At 57.8% G+C, this 18,022-nt stretch carries 14 protein-coding genes; 12 read left to right on the top strand and 2 right to left on the bottom strand.

All coding sequences use genetic code 11. From position 1 onward, the window contains the following. The 10 genes from AC07VY_RS07810 (at position 1) to AC07VY_RS07765 (ending at position 11,657) form a co-directional block, all read left to right on the top strand. Complete coding sequence (locus AC07VY_RS07810; RefSeq protein WP_495097097.1) at positions 1 to 951, top strand: ABC transporter substrate-binding protein; 951 nt, start codon at positions 1 to 3, stop codon at positions 949 to 951. A 227-nt stretch (positions 952 to 1,178) separates the two neighbouring features. Next, the gene (locus AC07VY_RS07805) at positions 1,179 to 2,615 is read left to right on the top strand and encodes a family 43 glycosylhydrolase (RefSeq protein ID WP_495097098.1); all 1,437 of its coding nucleotides are present in this window, start codon (positions 1,179 to 1,181) and stop codon (positions 2,613 to 2,615) included. A 79-nt stretch (positions 2,616 to 2,694) separates the two neighbouring features. After that, positions 2,695 to 4,182, top strand: coding sequence for a family 43 glycosylhydrolase (locus tag AC07VY_RS07800; protein ID WP_495097099.1), 1,488 nt, complete (start codon positions 2,695 to 2,697; stop codon positions 4,180 to 4,182). Positions 4,183 to 4,197: 15 nt separating this feature from the next. After that, a complete protein-coding gene (locus AC07VY_RS07795) occupies positions 4,198 to 4,920 on the top strand; it encodes a hypothetical protein (RefSeq protein WP_495097100.1) in 723 nt (240 codons plus the stop codon). A 76-nt stretch (positions 4,921 to 4,996) separates the two neighbouring features. Continuing rightward, positions 4,997 to 6,382, top strand: coding sequence for a glycoside hydrolase family 43 protein (locus AC07VY_RS07790; protein ID WP_495097101.1), 1,386 nt, complete (start codon positions 4,997 to 4,999; stop codon positions 6,380 to 6,382). Positions 6,383 to 6,763: 381 nt separating this feature from the next. Then, positions 6,764 to 7,252 carry a bifunctional pyr operon transcriptional regulator/uracil phosphoribosyltransferase PyrR gene (gene pyrR, locus AC07VY_RS07785; RefSeq protein WP_495097161.1) on the top strand — a complete coding sequence of 163 codons (489 nt, stop codon included), beginning with the start codon at positions 6,764 to 6,766 and terminating at the stop codon, positions 7,250 to 7,252. 6 nt (positions 7,253 to 7,258) lie between these two features. Next, positions 7,259 to 8,224 carry an aspartate carbamoyltransferase catalytic subunit gene (locus AC07VY_RS07780; RefSeq protein ID WP_495097102.1) on the top strand — a complete coding sequence of 322 codons (966 nt, stop codon included), beginning with the start codon at positions 7,259 to 7,261 and terminating at the stop codon, positions 8,222 to 8,224. Positions 8,225 to 8,421: 197 nt separating this feature from the next. Beyond that, positions 8,422 to 9,717 (top strand): dihydroorotase, encoded by a 1,296-nt coding sequence (locus AC07VY_RS07775; RefSeq protein WP_495097103.1) that lies wholly within the window; start codon positions 8,422 to 8,424, stop codon positions 9,715 to 9,717. A gap of 85 nt (positions 9,718 to 9,802) precedes the next feature. Further along, positions 9,803 to 10,543, top strand: a complete 741-nt coding sequence (locus AC07VY_RS07770; protein WP_495097104.1) for a lysophospholipid acyltransferase family protein — start codon at positions 9,803 to 9,805, stop codon at positions 10,541 to 10,543. 205 nt (positions 10,544 to 10,748) lie between these two features. Next, positions 10,749 to 11,657 carry a glycosyltransferase gene (locus AC07VY_RS07765; protein WP_495097105.1) on the top strand — a complete coding sequence of 303 codons (909 nt, stop codon included), beginning with the start codon at positions 10,749 to 10,751 and terminating at the stop codon, positions 11,655 to 11,657. Positions 11,658 to 11,837: 180 nt separating this feature from the next. Here the strand turns inward: AC07VY_RS07765 and AC07VY_RS07760 are convergent, their stop codons facing one another. After that, positions 11,838 to 12,125 carry a hypothetical protein gene (locus tag AC07VY_RS07760; RefSeq protein WP_495097106.1) on the bottom strand — a complete coding sequence of 96 codons (288 nt, stop codon included), beginning with the start codon at positions 12,123 to 12,125 and terminating at the stop codon, positions 11,838 to 11,840. Positions 12,126 to 12,183: 58 nt separating this feature from the next. On the opposite strand from AC07VY_RS07760, the gene AC07VY_RS07755 reads away from it, so the two are divergent. Further along, positions 12,184 to 13,185: a glycosyltransferase family 2 protein gene (locus tag AC07VY_RS07755; RefSeq protein WP_495097107.1), complete on the top strand. Its 1,002-nt coding sequence runs from the start codon at positions 12,184 to 12,186 to the stop codon at positions 13,183 to 13,185. Positions 13,186 to 13,501: 316 nt separating this feature from the next. On the opposite strand, the gene AC07VY_RS07750 is transcribed toward AC07VY_RS07755, so the two are convergent. Continuing rightward, positions 13,502 to 13,732, bottom strand: a complete 231-nt coding sequence (locus AC07VY_RS07750) for a hypothetical protein (RefSeq protein WP_495097108.1) — start codon at positions 13,730 to 13,732, stop codon at positions 13,502 to 13,504. A gap of 206 nt (positions 13,733 to 13,938) precedes the next feature. Between AC07VY_RS07750 and AC07VY_RS07745 the strand changes: the two genes are divergently transcribed. Then, positions 13,939 to 17,295 carry an EAL domain-containing protein gene (locus AC07VY_RS07745; RefSeq protein WP_495097109.1) on the top strand — a complete coding sequence of 1,119 codons (3,357 nt, stop codon included), beginning with the start codon at positions 13,939 to 13,941 and terminating at the stop codon, positions 17,293 to 17,295. The last annotated feature ends 727 nt before the right edge of the window (positions 17,296 to 18,022 follow it).

Below are 18,022 nucleotides of genomic sequence, written 5' to 3'. Positions count from 1 at the left end.
ATGATTACGCGACGTCAATGCGCCCTGGTAGGTCTTTTGTCCGGACTCTCACTGGCGGGGCCTGCGCGGGCACGCCAACTGGTTCTGGGGTTCGTCCAGGTGGGCGCCGAGAGTCAATGGCGTATAGCTAATAGCAAGTCGGTTCAAGAGGCCGCGGCCGCGGAGGGTATTAGCCTCAAATTTGTGGATGCACAGCAGCAGCAGGAAAACCAGGTTAAGGCAATACGCACCTTCATTGAGCAACGTGTTGACGTAATAGCTCTTGCACCAGTGGTCACCACCGGGTGGGACCCCGTATTGCTGGAAGCCCGGCGTGCCGGTATCCCTGTAATTTTGACGGATCGAAGTGTGGATACGCGTGACGATGGCCTCTACGTCACCTTGCTCGGCTCCGACTTTACGGAAGAGGGGCGCAGGGCGGGGCGCTGGTTATTGCGCAACGCCAAGACTTCGGGTGACGTTCGCATCGTGGAGCTGCAGGGCACCACTGGATCAGCGCCCGCCATTGAGCGTAAACGCGGATTCGACGAGGTCATACGGGTTGCGCCACGGTTCAAGGTGGTTCGGTCTCAAACAGCGGACTTCACGCGTGAGAAGGGTAAAGAAGTCATGGCAGCATTTCTCAAAGCAGAAGGCCGCGCGATCGATGTGGTGTACGCCCACAATGACGATATGGCGCTGGGTGCGATTCAGGCCATTGAAGAGGCCGGACTCAAACCAGCCAAAGACATTTTGATCATCGGCGTCGATGCGGTACGAGGCGCTTTTGAAGCAATGGCCGCAGGCAAGATGAACGTCACCGTAGAGTGCAATCCTCTGATAGGCCCTCAGCTTATGACCTTGGTGCGCCTTGTCGCGGAAGGTAAGCCGATACCAAAACGGGTTCAAAGCAAAGAAGGCGTGTTCAGCATGGACGCCGCGTCGCGGGAATTTCCCAAGCGCAAATACTAAAGCGCAACGTGGCACGACCTGAACTATAGATTTTTGGCATGAAGTTCCTTAATCCTGGTACTGAGAACTAGTTTCCTCATTTTTCTCAAGCGCCTTCTTACCTATTTAATCAGCCGGAGTCTGTGCTCTGGCGTCTCTTGTAGTTTTCCGGAGAAGTCACCTTGGTCCGATTCACCCGCCACAACATACTTTTGCAATTGTCAGCCGCGTTGCTGACATGCGTGTATATGCTCACCGCAAACGCTGCGTCTACAACGTTCATCAATCCCGTAGGGCCCACCACCGTCTCTTCCGCCGATCCCTTTGTGATGCGCCACACGGACGGTTTTTACTACTATTTGCATACCACGCAAGGTTGGCCCAATGGTGGTGTGACCAATTTGCAAATCGCCAAATCGCGCACCCTTAGTGGTATTGGCGCCGCACCGGTGACCACAGTTTGGAAACCCCCGGTGGGCGCCTGCAGCGGTAACAACTGCTACGCCAAAAACATCTGGGCTCCAGAGCTGAATTTCATCAATGGCGTCTGGTATTTGTACTTCTCCGCATCGGGCGACGACAGCGGAAGCAACCGCATCTGGGTGATCCAAAACACCAGTGCCGACCCCACCACCGGTACTTGGAGCCAACCCATCAAGATACACGACAGCTTTGACGGCTGGCAAATCGACCAGACCGTGGCCAATATCAGTGGGCAGTTGTACATGGCTTGGTCTGAATTCGCGGGGACTGACCAGCATGTGGTGATTGCCAAGATGAGCAGCCCCACAGCGATTGCCAGCGGCGTGCGTGCTACCACCATTAGTATGCCGACGCTGGCTTGGGAGCGCTCGGGCGGCGCCGTCAACGAGGGCCCGCAATTCCTGCTGCACGGCAACAAGGTGCACCTGAGTTTCTCTGCCAGTGGATGTTGGACCGACGACTACAAATTGGGTGAACTGACCGCTACTCTAGGGGCGGACTTGACCGTTGCCGCGAACTGGACCAAGTCGTCCACCCCAATTCTGCAAAAGGGCAATGGTGTTTATGGCCCAGGACACAATGCCTTTGTGAAGTCACCCGATGGCACCGAGGACTGGGTGGTCTACCACGGCAACCCAGCCCCGGGCCAGGGCTGTGTGGACTCACGCACCACCCGCATCCAAAAAATAACCTGGAACGGCGACACTCCGGTCATCGGCGCACCGACTGCGGCCGGAGCTCCCATGCCCCGCCCTTCCGGTGAAGGCAATGCCACGATTTTGTACCGTTTGCGCAACCAGGCCAGTGGCAAAGTCATGAGCATCGACCGTGGCGCAGCCAGTGCCAATGGCGCCAGCATCTGGCAGTGGGACAACTTCAACAACAGCGACCAATTGTGGTCTCTGGAACCCGCAGGCTCCGGCTATGTGACCTTCACATCCAGCTTCAATGGCAATGTTGCGGATGTCTTCAACTTCGGCACCACCCCCGGAGTGCCTGTGAAGTCATATCCCGCCATCAACAGCACCAACCAGCAATGGAAGCTGCTGCCCACCACGTCGCAGTACTTTGATGTGCAAAACCGTAACAGCGGTTTGAACCTCGACGTCAAGGATGGAACCTTGAACAACGGCGGGATCATTCAGCAATGGGCACCCAACGGATTGGCCCCGCAGCGCTGGCTGTTTGAGCGGGTGAATTGACTCTAAGCGGAACACCTCGAATATCAACCACAAGCGATTCACTTCTCGGTGATCGCCTATTTCTTAGGAGACAGTAATCATGACCTTATCCAAATTGCGGCACATTGTGCGACCGGCGTGCACAGCTCTATTGGCTTGTACAGCTATGTTATCGGTTCACGCTGCGTCCACCACCTTTATCAACCCGGTTGGCCCAGCAGGCGTTTCTTCCGCGGACCCATTTGTCATGCGACATACGGATGGGTACTACTACTACGTGCACACCATCGCAGGTCAGAATAGCCTGCAAATTGCCAAGTCGCGCACGCTCAGCGGTATAGGCACAGGCGCACGGGTCACGGTGATGACACCACCCTCATATTGCGCAGGAACCGATTGCTTTAATAAGTTGGTTTGGGCACCTGAAATATACAACTTTGATGGTGTTTGGTATCTCTACTTTTCCGCGTCGGGCAATACGAATAACAAGAACCACATCTGGGTCATTACCAACACCAACGCAGACCCCACAGTAGGAACCTGGAGTGCGCCTACGAAGATCAATGACACCTATGAAGACTGGAAAATCGACCAAACCGTCGCAAAGATCAATGGGCAGCTCTATATGGCGTGGTCCGAGACCGCGGGTACATCTCAGCAGTACCTGGCCATAGCGAAGTTGAGCGACCCCAAAACCATCGTGCCAGGTACGCGTGGCGCCAAAATCTTCCTTCCGGACCTGGCTTGGGAAACCGCGGGCTCCCCTGTGAATGAAGGCCCTCAATTTATTGTCCACGGCAATAAAGTGCACTTGACGTTTTCCGCCAGCTACTGCGGCACGGACGAATACAAACTCGGCGAATGGACGGCCCCCTTGGGCTCCGACCTGACCGTAGCATCCAACTGGACCAAAAATCCCACCCCCTTCTTGCAAAAAGGACCGGGGGCTTTTGGGACCGGACACCATTCCTTTGTGAAGTCACCCGATGGCACGGAAGACTGGGTGGTCTACCACGCGAATCCGGCTTCTGGCCAAGGCTGCGGGGAGCAACGTACTACGCGAATCCAGAAGGTCACATGGAGTGGCGACACTATCGTTGTGGGCGCGCCTTCGGTGCCCGGCACAGCCATGGTGCGGCCTTCTGGCGAAGGCACCGACACCATTCTTTATCGTTTGCGCAACCAAGCTAGCGGCAAAGTGATGAGCATTAATCGATACGCAGCTAAAGCCAACGGTGCGGAGATCTGGAGCTGGACCAATTTCAACAATCCGGACCAACTGTGGTCACTGGACCCCGCTGGGTCAGGGGCCTTCCAGTTCACCTCCAGTTTTAATGGCAACGTTGCAGATGTATTCAATTTCAGCACCACGGCAGGGGCTCTGGTGAAGTCGTATCCCGCCATTGGCACCACGAACCAGCAATGGAAGTTGATTTATACGAATTCCCAATACTTCAAGGTCCAAGGCGTGGGTAGCGGCCTCATGCTGGACGTAGTGAATGGGAATTCCGCGGATGGGGCGCTTATCCAGCAATGGACGAATACGGAAGGTACCCCTCAGCGTTGGATGTTTGAGCGGGTGAATTGATCAAGCGCGGTGCATATGAGTGGCTTGCAGATTAAAACTGCGCTGGCAGGAGTTGCTCTCCTGTCGGCTGTAGTGCTCTTTTGTCTACCAAGCCGGGAGATGCCAGGCCCGGAGAAGCCTTCGGCAGAACACCCTGGTTCTGTGGGTTTTGAAGGGCTAAAGACGCGTTCCGTGGTGGCCGTCGGACGCTGCCCAGATGGTTCTGCCATTACGGTAGAGATGCTGGGCGAACGTGAAGCCTGTCCCCCTGTGGCAATACCTGGCGACAACGCAGAGAAAGTTCAGTCCGCGCCGCCGGATAAATGGATCGTGGCGGCCATGGACGGCGGCGTGCTTGCGATGGGGGCCTTGCTGCAAGACCTTCCCAGGTGCGTTGCCACCAAGATACCGCCCGAGAAGGACCCCGCCAATCGATGCGCGTGGATCCAAGACCAAGCTCCCCAATTGATTCGGCAATTGGAAGCGCGGGCGCAACTCGGGGATGCGCAAGCCCAATCCGAGTTGCGTCGTACTTTGGATGCGCACGCGCAATACCAGTCCAGCACTGGCCGTACGGTTCTTGACCCCGGGAGCTCAGCTGAAGGGGCTATGGCCGCAACCCAGGATGAGTTTGACCGTGCAAGAGCGGTACTTACCCAATTGGTGGAAGGAGATAAACCACCCCCAGCCGTGGTGGATGCCTCGGTGCACGGTCGGTTTCAGTTTGAACCCCGCTCAGCGGCGGGACAGCAGCAATAGCAGTGGGCGTAGTCTCACCAAGACCAGGGAAACAAATCCCAATTTCGTTTGAAAAACTAAAAACAGGAGCAGAAGCATGATGAATAGAGTCATAAAGATTTTTTTTAAAACCTTGGCATTTATAGGTTTGGCGATGGGTCGCGTGGCGTTTGCCGCGGACCCCTATACCGCTTATGTCATGGGCTATTTCACCGAGTCGCCCGATGGAACGCAGAACAGGTTTGCATTGCATCTGGCATACAGTACCGATGGTTTGAACTGGGCACCGCTGAACCAGAATAAGCCGGTGGTTACGCCAACGCTGGGTTACGGCGCATTGCGCGACCCTTTTATTTTCAGAAAGCAAGACGGCACATTTGTGGTAATGGCCACAAATATGATTGGGCAGGATATGGCTGCAAATCTCAGTAAAAGTATCCATGTCTGGGATTCGCCAGATCTGCGGACCTTCAATAATGGCCGGTTGCTGCAGGTAAATAACAGTTCAACCATGCATGCCTGGGCACCAGAGGCATTTTGGGATGCATCCCGTGGTAAATATGCCATTCTGTGGTCTGGAAACACCGATTACAACCGCATCTACGTAAGCTATACAACGGATTTCAAAACAGTCACCGATTCGACAAACCTGACTGTTTTCCATGATCCGGGCCATGACATTTACGACGGTGACATGCTGTCGTACAACGGCGTCAATTACTTCTACAACGCCAATGGCACCATCCACGGATTTCAAGCGCCTACCTTGAACCCGGGAACCTTCACGAATAACTACGTCCCCACCATTGCCCCCAGCGGGGCGGCGATCGAAGCCCCAACATTGGTTCAAAAAATAAACGAAACGCGGTGGTACCTCTGGGGCGACAGCTACTCTCCACGCAACCCGGTCTTTTATGCGTGGGAAACCACCAATATCGCTACCAATTCCTGGACCCAACTGAATATGCGCGATTACAACGCGCCCGTGAATGCCAAACACAGCACTATCACAAAGGTAACCGCGGCTGAATTGGCGAATCTGATTGCCTATTGGGGCGATCCAAGCTGGAAACGCATCAAATCGTATAACTACCCAGACCGGTTTGTTCGCCACGCCTCATTCGCTGGCCGTATCGACCAGGCACCTATTGATCCGCTAGATGATTCAAAGTGGCACGCGGTGCCCGGTTTGGCCGACTCCACCGCCGTGTCATTTGAAGCGGTTGGTTTTCCGGGCTATTACCTTCGCCATTCCGCCTTCAAGCTGGTAGTAAATAAAAACGATGGTACTTCCACCTTCAAGAACGACGCCACGTTTTACAAGGTCAATGGATGGGCTGATGCGAGCTGGACATCCTTTAAATCGTTCAACTACCCGGACCGGTATATCCGTCACTCAGCCTTCAATTTGCAACTGGACACCATCTCCGCATCGTCCCCTGCTGGTGATAAGCAAGACGCCACGTTCAAGATAACCTACTGAGCGTGCCAAGAGAAACGGCGGAGCACAGTGGCCGCCGTTTCACCATCCGCCGCTGGCGCTGCCCAGTGAGCGAGACGTTCCGGTCACCTGGAGCGCGCTCCCAAACCCCCTTTCCCCGTAAGAAGACTGACCAGGCTGCAGCGGGCTCGAAAACCGCTGCCTGGCGCCTCCGTACATGCCAGAACGGGATGCGGCAGCGGGTTATTATCAAAAGATGCGCCCAAAAAGTATGGACAGAAAAAATGCCCAAGTCCCGGAAAGCGAGCATTCCGCAGAAACTTGGCTGAACTCCGTAACAAGCCAACCAACACGCGGCTCCGTAGCCATGTCCGTAGGGCTTCATCTAACCCCTGCTTGGAGGAGTATTTCGTGAGCACACTCATGCTGGACGCCGAGGCGTTGTACCTAGAGCTGTTGCGGGGCGTCAAAGCCTTGCTCAAACCCGACACCCGCCTGGTCGGCATCACCTCCGGCGGCGCCTGGCTGGCCGAGCGCCTGCAGGCCGACCTGCAACTACCGGGCAAGCCAGGCGTGATCTCCAGCGCCATGCACCGTGACGATTTTTCCAAGCGCGGCATGGTCTCGGGCGGCGGCGGGCAGACCGCGCTGGCTTTTGACGTGAATGGTGCCGACATCATCTTGCTGGACGACGTGCTCTACACCGGCCGCACCATCCGCGCCGTGGTCAACGAACTGTTCGATTTTGGCCGCCCGGCCGCCGTCAAGCTGGCGGTGCTGGTGGACCGCGGGGGCCGTGAGCTGCCGATCCACCCCGACTTTGCCGCTGCCCGCGTGGCCCTGCCTGCTACCCAGAAGCTCGAACTGGCGCGCAAGGACTCTGGCGCTTTCAGCTTCAACGTCGAAGGCTGACACCCTATGCTTTACAAACGAAACAACCCCCAACTCAACAAGCACGGCGAGCTGATTCACCTGCTGTCCACCGAAGGCCTGCCCAAGGACATCCTGACGCAGATCCTGGATACCGCCGCCAACTTCGTTAGCGTCAACGACCGTGAAGTCAAGAAGGTGCCGCTGCTGCGTGGCAAGAGCGTGTTCAACCTGTTCTTCGAGAACAGCACCCGCACCCGCACCACCTTCGAGATCGCCGCCACCCGCCTCAGCGCCGACGTGATTAACCTCGACATTGCCCGCTCCAGCGCCGCCAAGGGCGAGTCGCTGCTGGACACGATTGCCAACCTCAGTGCCATGGCCGCCGACATCTTCGTGGTGCGCCACAGCGAGTCCGGCGCGCCCTACCTGATTGCCCAGCACGTCGCGCCGCATGTGCATGTGGTGAATGCCGGCGACGGCCGCCACGCGCACCCCACGCAGGGCCTGCTGGACATGTACACCATCCGGCACTACAAAAAAGACTTCAGCAATCTCACCGTGGCCATCGTCGGCGACGTGCTGCACTCGCGGGTGGCGCGCTCCGACATCCATGCGCTGACGACGCTGGGCTGCGCCGAAGTCCGCGTGGTCGGCCCCAAGACCCTGGTGCCCAGCGACATGGCGCAGATGGGTGTGCGCGTCTGCCACACGCTGGAAGAGGGCATCAAGGACTGCGACGTGGTCATCATGCTGCGCCTGCAGAACGAGCGTATGAGCGGCGCGCTGCTGCCGTCCAGCCAGGAGTTCTTCCGCAGCTTCGGCCTGACCCCCGAAAAGCTGGCCCTGGCCAAGCCCGACGCCATCGTCATGCACCCGGGCCCGATCAACCGCGGCGTGGAGATCGACTCCGCCGTGGTCGACGGCAAGCAGAGCGTGATCCTGCCGCAGGTGACCTTCGGCATTGCTGTGCGCATGGCCGTGATGGGCATCGTCGCCGGGAATGAGGCGTAGCTTGTGGCACACCCCCAGGCTTCAGTGCTGCGCATCTTTCGCCAACCCCCTTGCTGGGGGCAACACCAGCAGCCCGACGGAGCCGGTTCTGCGGTGTTTCACGAACGGAGCGCCGTCGATGTCTATTGTGTGTGCTATTTATTTGATAGCTTCTAGCGCAGGTACTACCTGCGCTAGAGCCCTATTTGGTTTAAAATATGAAGACCCTGATCCAACACGGCCGCATCATCGACCCGGCCAGCGGGCTGGACACCACCGGCTCCATCGCCATCGCTACGGGCCGCATCATCGCCATCGGCCGCGACGTGCCCGACTTCCAGCCCGACCGCGTGGTCGACGCCAGTGACTGCATCGTGCTACCCGGCCTGGTCGACCTGTGCGCCCGTCTGCGCGAGCCAGGCTACGAGCACGAAGGCATGATGGAAAGCGAAATGGCCGCGGCAGCTGCCGGTGGCGTGACCAGCCTGGTCTGCCCACCCGATACCGACCCGGTGCTGGACGAGCCCGGCCTGGTGCAGATGCTGAAGTTCCGCGCCAAAAAGAACCACCAGGCGCGGCTGTTCCCGCTGGGCGCGCTGACCCGCGGCCTGCAGGGCGAGGTGCTGACCGAGATGGTCGAGCTCACCGGCGCGGGCTGTATCGGCTTCGGCCAGGCCGAGGTGCCATTGGGCAACACCCAGGTGCTGCAGCGCGCGCTGCAATATGCCGCCACCTTTGATTACGCCGTCTGGCTGCGCCCGCAAGAGCTGCACCTGGGCAAGGGCGTGGCCGCCAGCGGTGCGCTGGCTACGCGTATGGGCTTGAGCGGCGTGCCTGTGTCCGCCGAAACCATCGCGCTGCACACCATTTTTGAATTGATGAAAACCACCGGCGCCCGCGTGCACCTCTGCCGTATCAGCAGCGCCGCCGGCATCGCCCTGGTGCGCCAGGCCAAAAAGGACGGTCTGCGCGTGACCTGCGATGTGAGCATCAACTCGCTGCACCTCACGGATACAGACATCGGCTACTTCGACAGCCGGGCCCGCCTGAGTCCTCCGCTGCGCCAGCAGCGCGACCGCGAAGCCCTGCGCGCCGCCCTGGCCGACGGCACCATCGACGCCCTGGTGTCCGACCACACGCCGGTCGAAGCCGATGCCAAGGCCTTGCCGTTCGCCGAAGCCGAGCCCGGTGCCACCGGCCTGGAGCTGCTGCTGAGCCTGGCGCTGAAGTGGAGCCAGGACGACGGCGTACCGCTGCAGCGCGCGCTGGCCGCCGTCACCTGTGCGCCCGCCGCCGTGCTGGGCAGCAGCCTGGGCACGCTGCAGGCCAGCCTGGGCCAGTTGGTCGAGGGCGGCGTTGCCGACCTCTGCGTGTTCGACCCCGCCGCCAGCTGGGCGGTGGCTGCCGACAGCCTGCGCAGCCAGGGCAAGCACACACCCTTTTCGGGCTATGAGCTGCCGGGCCGTGTGCGCTGTGCCGTTGTAGCTGGCCACGTGGCATTCGATTCACTATAAAAATAGTAGCTGCTAGCGCAGGTATCTTCTGCACGAACGGCACTTTTTACTTGAATATCTCAGCGCCAAGCTTGGATCGGGTTGTATGCATATTTTTCGCGTTCTGGCCAAAGTGCTGGGCTTGCTTTTGCATGTGCTTAAGGGCTGGTGGACTATCCGTCGGCATTTTCCGCACATGGACGCAGCGACCCAGCAGCGTGAGGTAGAGGTCTGGTCCAAACAGGTGCTGGTGGTCCTGGGCATCACACTTCGGGTGCGGGGCAGCATGCCGGCCCAGGGGCCGCTGCTGCTGGTGTCCAACCATATCTCCTGGCTGGATATTGCGGTGGTGCATGCCGCGGGCTACTGCCGGTTTGTTTCCAAGTCCGAAATCAAGCACTGGCCCCTGGTCGGCACCCTGGCCACGGGCGTGGGCACGCTGTACATCGAACGGGCCAAGCGCCGCGACGCAATGCGCGTGGTGCACCACATGGCCGAACACCTGCAAGCTGGCGAGGTGGTGGCGGTATTCCCCGAGGGCACCACCAGCGACGGGCGCGGCGTGCTGCCCTTCCATGCCAACCTGTTCCAGGCGGCGATTTCCTCGCAGGTGCCGGTGCTGCCGATGGCGCTGCGCTTTGTCGACGCACATACCGGCGCGCCACACGATGGCCCGCGCTTTGCCGGTGACGACACCTTGTTTGGATCGCTCTGGCGCACTCTCAGCGCCAACAACATCATCGCCGAGGTCGCCTATGGCAAGCCCCAGCGTGCGGACGGCCGGGACCGCCGTACCTGGGCCCGTGACCTGCAGCAGGCGGTGGAGCAGTTACACCAATTCCGCTAGCTGGGCGCCAAGCGCCCGTCCTATAGCGCGTAGAAGCGCGTGGGCGTGCCCAATCCTGTGGAGCAAAAGGCATAAATCGTACGATTAGTATGACTTTTGTCTGTTTGCCGCCACCGAAATGCGACTTGCTTCGCAAATAATCGTCGGCAAACGGTTACAAATCTATACCTGCGTGGTGCGTCCGCGCACTTCACCTTGCTTGGACATGGCACTTCCCCTCATCACGGCGATTGTTTCCACCTACAGTGCAGAGCGCTTTATACGCGGCTGTCTGGAGGATCTGGTCGCGCAGACCTTGTTCAGTGAAATGGAGGTGCTGGTCATTGATAGCGGCTCCCCGCAGGGCGAAAGTGCAATCTGCGCGGAGTTCGCACGCCAATATCCGCAGATCCAGCTGATCCGCACCGAGCGCGAGCCCTTGTATGTCGCCTGGAACCGGGCCATCCCCCTGGCGCGCGGCAAGTACCTGACCAATGCCAATACCGACGACCGCCACCGCCAGGACTTCATGCAGGCCATGGTGACCGCTTTGGACCAGCACCCCGAGGTGGCGCTGACCTACGCAGACCAATTGATCAGCCATACGGAAAACGAAACCTTCGCCGACTGTGACCGCCGTGGAGCCAAGCTGCGCCATTGGCCCGACTACACCCCGCAAGACCTGATGCTGCGCTGCATCACCGGGTCACAGCCCGTGTGGCGCAAATCGCTGCACGCGGAGCTGGGCGATTTCGATACCCGCTACCGCATCGCTGCGGACTACGACATGTGGCTGCGGTTCGCGGCCAAATACCCATTGCTGAAGGTGCCAGGCCCTTTGGGCGTGCTGTATGACTCGCCCAACACCATATCCGGGCGCAATAGCCGCCTGCCGATGAACCAGGAAATCCTGGACATCCAGCAGCGTTGCATGCGCCAGGCCCCGTGGCAGACCTTGCCGGGTATCCGCAGGCGCCTGGCGGCCGAACTGTTCGGCCGCGGCTACCAGCACATCGAGCACGACCGCGACATGCAAGCCGCCAAGCCTTTCATCCGAGAGGCGATACGGCTGGACCCGACGAATTGGCGCTATCTCAAGACCTACGTTCTTCGCTGTATCGCAGGTTTGGGTTAAGTCTGGCAGTGGACGTGCCAGCCTTTGTTGGGGCCATGATGAGGCTCAAAATAATGAGCACTTGGTGGTCGTCTATTTGTTATTTGTCTTAGGTTTTGTTTCCAGCTATGCCGACATGGTCTATTGAAGGTTAAGCGGGAGAGTAGTTGCAGGATAGTTACAGGAAATGACGTGCTGTTGTTATTCCATTTTTCCGCCGCTGTCTTGGCACGGGAAATGTATGGTGTCTGAATCATATGCTGTCGACACGGCTTTGTTGCGGGCGGGAAGTTGTTGTGCCAGGGAACAGCTGGGTGCGTAAAACGATTGGCTGCCTTGCGGGTGAGGTGGGCGACGGATTCTCAGCAGCGGGGTGTTATCTGGGATGTATTTTTCTAAAGCGTGAACTGCTCTAGCTATTGTTAATACATTTTTGACTGTTAAAACTGCTTGTGATGCAGTGCTTTGAAATTGTTTTTTATGGTGCATTTTTGATCGTTGGCTAGTCTTCAATTGGATTTTGATGTATTAGAAAAAATTTACATGCATGCGTAAAAAATTAGATATTCCTTTTGTTGTAATTAGTATTCTTAATTGGAATACGGCAGCGGAAACAATACGCTGTGTTGCATCGGTGCTGGCATCTATCGTGGATGGTATCGATTTTTGCGTAGTGATATTAGATAACGGGTCTGAAATTGAGGATTGGAATGCACTGAGCACGGGCTTGCAGGCAAGTAATGTGCAACTGCTGCGCATGACCACGAACCTTGGGTTTGCCGGAGGCCATAATATGGTTATTCAATCTGCTTTAGAGCAGAATGCAGATTATGTATGGCTTTTGAATAGCGATGCCGTAGTGGATCCGCGTACTCTTCAAAAGATGGTTGTTGATATTCAGAATACCCCTGAATGTGGTGCCATATCTCCCGTAATTCTTGCTTTGCATGACCATTCCGTCATGGATTTTTGCGGTGCTTTGCATGATTGGGCTGCTTTGGAGTCTCGGCGCCCCAACAATATTGCCGATGCCCAGGCCTTGCAAATTCAGCATCCTAAAGATATGTGGTTGCATGGCACTGCTCCGCTCTATCGCTTGGATGCTTTAAGAGCGGTAGGTCTGCTGGATAAAGATTTATTTGCCTATTACGAGGACAATGATTTGGGTGTTCGATTGTCTCGTGCCGGATGGCTGAGTCAGGTGTCTTTTGGTGCTCGCATTTTTCATCCCCGGCGTACTGCTATTCATTTTGAGCGACCTGAGTATTATTTTTACTTGATGGCGCGTAATGGGTTCTTGTTTTGGAGTAAATATACGCCAGCCCCATATCGTCGATTTTTGAAGCTGCGCTTGCTGAGTCGCAGTTTGTTGGAGTCAAGCAAGCTGCATGAAAAAGGGTTTATGAAGAAAAGCAATGCATGCTTGTGTGGACTGTTGGATGGTATTAAAGGCGTTGGTGGTCCGCCCGGGAAAATGAATAACTTTGTATGGGTTTTGCGGTGGATTTCAAAAATAATTCCTTATCGAGTATATGTTTGGCTTAAATAGTAGAGGTTGACAATAAATCCAATCTCGGCGGGGAGATGGCCGCCACAGCGGTGTGCTGCACCCGTTAGCCACGGCATTCTCTATGTCAGATCTGGTTGGCTGCGATCAGGCCAACGTGGTGCAGTATTGGTGGAGTCTCTGATGGCTTACCCAGTCTTGGGATAGCTGTTTCCACAACGGGTTAGCCTGCTTCACGCGGCAGACCCGCGTGCCGTACTCCCCGTTTCCCATAAAGTGCAGTTGCTATATTTAAAGTAGCGGCTTGCGCAATGTTAATAAGCGCTACAGCCATTTTTCATCAAAATGGAGTAGAGGCTCAGGCGCGCAGATTCAAATGCTGGCCTATGGTCTGCCCAAGGCCGTTGGAAACAGGCTGTGCCGGCATTTGCACATTGAAGTGCGCGTCCTGGGTGCTGTCTTTTTTGACTTCGGGTGTGGCTGCAGTGGTGATGCTGGCATCGGTTTTGGCCGGTGCGGTGGTTTTGGTGCTGCTGCTTGTGGAGGGTAGCGGCGTGGAACCTGCGGACGACGTGGCGCTGATGGACATGCGGGCCTTTCAGGGTGAAGCTAAGGCCGCAGTGTAGTAGGGCATGCTGCACTGCCACGTAGTGGAGATATGTCGGGTTGTAAAGATTTTCAGCGGTTTTCGCGTCTGTCGGCAGACTGTTTGGGCCGTCACAATGGCATGCCGAAATCGTTTCCGGTGGGTGGCAGAATGTAAACGTTGGCTATACACAAAGCTGGAGGAGTTCTGTGAAACGTCGCTCTGGTTTTGAGGTGAAGGTGCTGGGAGCATTTGCCGCCGCGATGCTGGTGGTGTGCGTGCTAGCCGCCACGACCTGGAAGGTGGCCAGCGATGCGAATGCTGCGGCGCTATGGGTCGAGCACACCCACGAGGTTCTCAACAGCTTGTCCCGCGCCCGGGGCGACACGCTGCAGATTGAGCTGGTGACCCAGAGCTACCGGATCACGGGCGATGCCGCCCAACTGGCTGAGCGCAATACGGCTATGGCCTCGCGCGAAGCTGTTCTGCGCCGCATTCAACAACTCACGGAGAAAAATGCAGGCCAGCAAGAGCGGTGGGTGCAGCTGCGTGCCGTGGTAGACCAGCGCATGGCCATTGCGCGCCAGGTGGAGCTACTGCGCAAGACGCAGGGTGTGGGTGCCGCCAACGCATTTGTTGCCCTATCGCCGTTGAAGGAAACACGCGAGCGCGTGTACCGGCTGCTGCAGGGCATGGAGGCGGAAGAGCTGCGCCTGCTGGAGCAACGGTATGCCGATCAACAACGCACGCGCAATAACCTGTTGGGCATGGGCTTGCTGGTGGCATGTAGCTTGTGCGCGCTGTTGGCGGCCACCTATGCCTTGATCAGTCGCCAACTGCGCAAGACCGACGCCAGTCGGAGGGCCCTGGCTGACAGTGAAGAAGATCTGGCGACCACCTTGCATTCCATTGGGGATGGCGTGCTGGCCATCGATACCCATGGCCGCATCACCCGCATGAACCCGGTGGCAGAGCAGCTGACGGGCTGGCAGCAAGCTGAAGCCCTGGGCCTACCGGTGGATGCGGTGTTTCGCATCGTCCATGAGCAAACACGCCGGCCTGCCGAGGTGCCGGTGGCGCAGGTGCTGGCTACCGGCCAAGTGCAAGAGCTGGCCAACCACACGCTGTTGCTGGCCCGCGATGGCCGCGAGTGCCCGATCGCGGACAGCGCGGCCCCCATCCGTGACAGTGCAGGTCGTATACACGGAGTCGTGCTGGTGTTTCGGGACGAAACGCTGGCGCGCCAGGCTCAGCGGGTGATCCGCAGCCAAAATGAACTATTGGAGCAGCGCGTGTGGGAACGCACGGAGCAGTTGCGTGAGAGCGAAGACCATCTGCGCAGCGTCATCAACAACGTACCCGCTTTGATTGCCTACGTGGATGCGCAGCAGCGCTATGTCTACGCCAACAGCCAGTACCAGCAGCGCTTTGCCCCCGGGCTACCCGATATTGGCGGTCTTACGGTGCGGGAGGTGCTGGGAGATACGCGCTATGCGATCGCTGCGCCCTTGGTTGACCAGGCTTTGCAGGGGCAAGCGCAGAGCTATGACTGGCAACCTTTTCCAGGCATCTGGCAGGCCATCCAATATGTCCCTAAGTTTGATGCGCAGGATGCTGTGCTGGGCTACTACGTGCTGGGTGCGGACATTACCGAGCGCAAATTGGCCAGCGAGAAAATCCAGGTGCTCAATACCGAGCTGGCGCTACGCGTGCACGAACTGGAGCACGTCAGCCGCGCATTGAAAACCCTGAGTGCGGGCAACCGTGCCATGTTGCGGGCCAGCCATGAACAGCAACTGCTGGACCATATGTGCCAGGCGATTGTGGACGCGGGTGGCTACCAGATGGCGACCGTCTGGTACTCCCGTGACGACGCCGAACAATCCATGTCGCCCATGGCCGAACGTGGCTATCCCGCCGGCCTTGCCGCGTTGCAGACCTTGAAGGTGACCTGGGCGGACAACGAGCACGGGCGTGGTGTGATTGCCACCGCCATCCGTACCGGCACGACGCAGGTGGTCGGGAACATGCAAGCCGATCCGCGTTGTGCGCCATGGCTTGAGCATTTGTATGGCAGCACGACCTGCATAGCATGCCCTTTGACGGTGCATGGCAAAACCCTGGGCGCGTTGGCAATTTTTGCGATGGAACCCGATACCTTTGGCCCGAACGAGCTCACCTTGTTGAGTGAGCTGGCCGACGATCTGGCCTTTGGTATCAGTAATTTGCGCGCGGCCGTTGAACAGCACGCAGTTCAGGCGGCCATGCGCCACCTGACCCGATTCGACACCTTGACCGGTTTGCCGAATCAGCTTCAGTTCACCGAGCAACTGGAGGCCGCCATCGAAGCTAGTGCGCGGCTCAACCAGCCTTTTGCCGTGATGCAGACCAACATCGAACGCTTGAGCGAAATCAACGACACGCTGGGCTTCGACCAGGGCGACGCCATGTTGCGCGAGTTTGGCGCCCGGCTGCAGATGGCAGCCCCTGCGCCGGCCGTAGTTGCCAGGCTGCGTGGAGATGAATTCGCCATGTTGCTACCCCATAGCGATGCGCAGGCCACTAACGCCATGGTTCAGCGCTTGGCGGCGATGCTGTCGCGGCCATTTCCGATTGCCGACATCATGCTGGATGTGTCCGTGACCACCGGCGTAGCCCTGTTTCCCCAGCATGGAGAGACCCCTCACGACCTTTATCGGCACATGGATATTGCCGTGCACCAGGCCAAGAAGAAGGGCGTGGCCTACCGGGTGTTTGATCCGGCCCAGAACCAGGTTCAGTCGCATCGGCTGAACATGGCGGGCGAGCTGCGCCGGGCGATTGAAGGCGGTGATCTGCAGCTTTACCTTCAGCCCAAGGTCGCCATGGCCACTGGCCAGGTCTGCGGTGCCGAGGGCTTGGTGCGCTGGAAACATGCCGAGCGCGGCCTGGTGCCGCCGGGTGAATTCATCGGTCTGGCTGAACACACGGGTTTGATCAGGCCGCTGACCGAATGGGTCATCGACGCCGCATTACGCCTCAACCATGTGTGGCAGGAGCAGGGTTGTGCGCTGCCAATCGCCGTCAACCTGTCGGCCCGCAACCTGCGTGACGAAGGCCTGCTGGACACCATACGCAAGCAAAGAGCCACCTGGAGCGTGGCCGCAGGCCTGCTGGAGCTGGAGATCACCGAAAGCGCGGTGATGGACGACGCCGAGTTTGCGCTGCGCGTGCTGCACAGCCTGCGTGACGACGGCATACCGCTGTACATCGACGACTTTGGCACCGGCTACTCGTCGCTCAGCTACCTGCAGAAACTGCCTGTGGAATACATCAAGATCGACCAGTCCTTCGTGCGTGACATGGCCACCAGCAAGGACTCGGCGGCCATTGTCCGCTCCACCATCGACCTGGTCCACGACCTGGGGCGCAAGGCCGTGGCCGAAGGCATAGAAACCCGCGCGGCCTGGGACCAACTGGCCGCCCTGGGTTGCGACTTTGCCCAGGGCTACTACATCGCCAGGCCCATGCCGGCAGAGGCATTCCCGGGCTGGGTGCTGGACTTTCAAAGCCGGCCCACCCGTTGATGCGGTGGTGGCATCAATTGCTATATTAAATATAGCTTTTAGCGCTGATATCACCTGCGCTGTAGCCTGTTTTTCTATAAATTCTCAATCATCATGGTTGCGTCCTGCACGGGGCTGGTAGTGCGCCCGCAATTCCCTGGGCGTGGTTCTTTCTTCGCTCGCACAACTGAAAAAAGTGGCATAACCCGGTCGCGTGGTCGGGCTGGGTTTTTCCGCTGGTTGTAGCGATGTAGTCAGCAGAAGGCCACATCCACCGAAAGGTAGCGTGCGGCCGTTGCGCTACCGTTCTTTACGCCCTTATTCTTGAATAAAAACGGCTCTAGCGCAGGCAATATATGCGCAAGAAGCTATGAAAAATAGAGCGCTTGGTGCCTCCATCTTTTGACGAAAAGATGCCTACTGATCGAGACCTAACGGTTAGCCGGAGCTGCAGTGGTTCGTCAAATTTTTGATATCTGGATATTTTTCCAAGTACTCGCCAGAGAGCCAGTCTGCACGCTACTTCCAGGAGATTTTGATGGCCGAGACATACCGCAGCGACATTTTTATCCCGCAGGTTTTGAGGTCGACATTCGTTGGGCCACATTTAAGAAGCACTGGGCTATTCTTTAAGTGTCAGAACAGTGTCGCGCCCTGCTAAACAGGGTCGAATACATGTCGGGATGCATAGCTCCAGTCAATTGTCATCGGTCGGCGAGCGCCGCTGCAAAATGCCCTGTGTGCAGTG

Source organism: Rhodoferax sp. GW821-FHT02C08, from assembly GCF_059421805.1.
The sequence above is the reverse complement of the archived record's forward strand: the minus strand, read 5'-3'. Positions and strand labels throughout refer to the sequence as shown.

Excerpts from the sequence above, each read along its gene's own strand:
- AC07VY_RS07750 (WP_495097108.1), bottom strand. The coding sequence starts at position 13,732 with ATGTCCATCAGCGCCACGTCGTCCGCAGGTTCCACGCCGCTACCCTCC.
- AC07VY_RS07765 (WP_495097105.1), top strand. The coding sequence starts at position 10,749 with ATGGCACTTCCCCTCATCACGGCGATTGTTTCCACCTACAGTGCAGAG.
- AC07VY_RS07800 (WP_495097099.1), top strand. The coding sequence starts at position 2,695 with ATGACCTTATCCAAATTGCGGCACATTGTGCGACCGGCGTGCACAGCT.
- AC07VY_RS07770 (WP_495097104.1), top strand. The coding sequence starts at position 9,803 with ATGCATATTTTTCGCGTTCTGGCCAAAGTGCTGGGCTTGCTTTTGCAT.
- AC07VY_RS07755 (WP_495097107.1), top strand. The coding sequence starts at position 12,184 with ATGCGTAAAAAATTAGATATTCCTTTTGTTGTAATTAGTATTCTTAAT.
- pyrR (WP_495097161.1), top strand. The coding sequence starts at position 6,764 with ATGCTGGACGCCGAGGCGTTGTACCTAGAGCTGTTGCGGGGCGTCAAA.
- AC07VY_RS07760 (WP_495097106.1), bottom strand. The coding sequence starts at position 12,125 with ATGCACCATAAAAAACAATTTCAAAGCACTGCATCACAAGCAGTTTTA.
- AC07VY_RS07810 (WP_495097097.1), top strand. The coding sequence starts at position 1 with ATGATTACGCGACGTCAATGCGCCCTGGTAGGTCTTTTGTCCGGACTC.
- AC07VY_RS07780 (WP_495097102.1), top strand. The coding sequence starts at position 7,259 with ATGCTTTACAAACGAAACAACCCCCAACTCAACAAGCACGGCGAGCTG.
- AC07VY_RS07775 (WP_495097103.1), top strand. The coding sequence starts at position 8,422 with ATGAAGACCCTGATCCAACACGGCCGCATCATCGACCCGGCCAGCGGG.
- AC07VY_RS07790 (WP_495097101.1), top strand. The coding sequence starts at position 4,997 with ATGATGAATAGAGTCATAAAGATTTTTTTTAAAACCTTGGCATTTATA.
- AC07VY_RS07795 (WP_495097100.1), top strand. The coding sequence starts at position 4,198 with ATGAGTGGCTTGCAGATTAAAACTGCGCTGGCAGGAGTTGCTCTCCTG.
- AC07VY_RS07805 (WP_495097098.1), top strand. The coding sequence starts at position 1,179 with ATGCTCACCGCAAACGCTGCGTCTACAACGTTCATCAATCCCGTAGGG.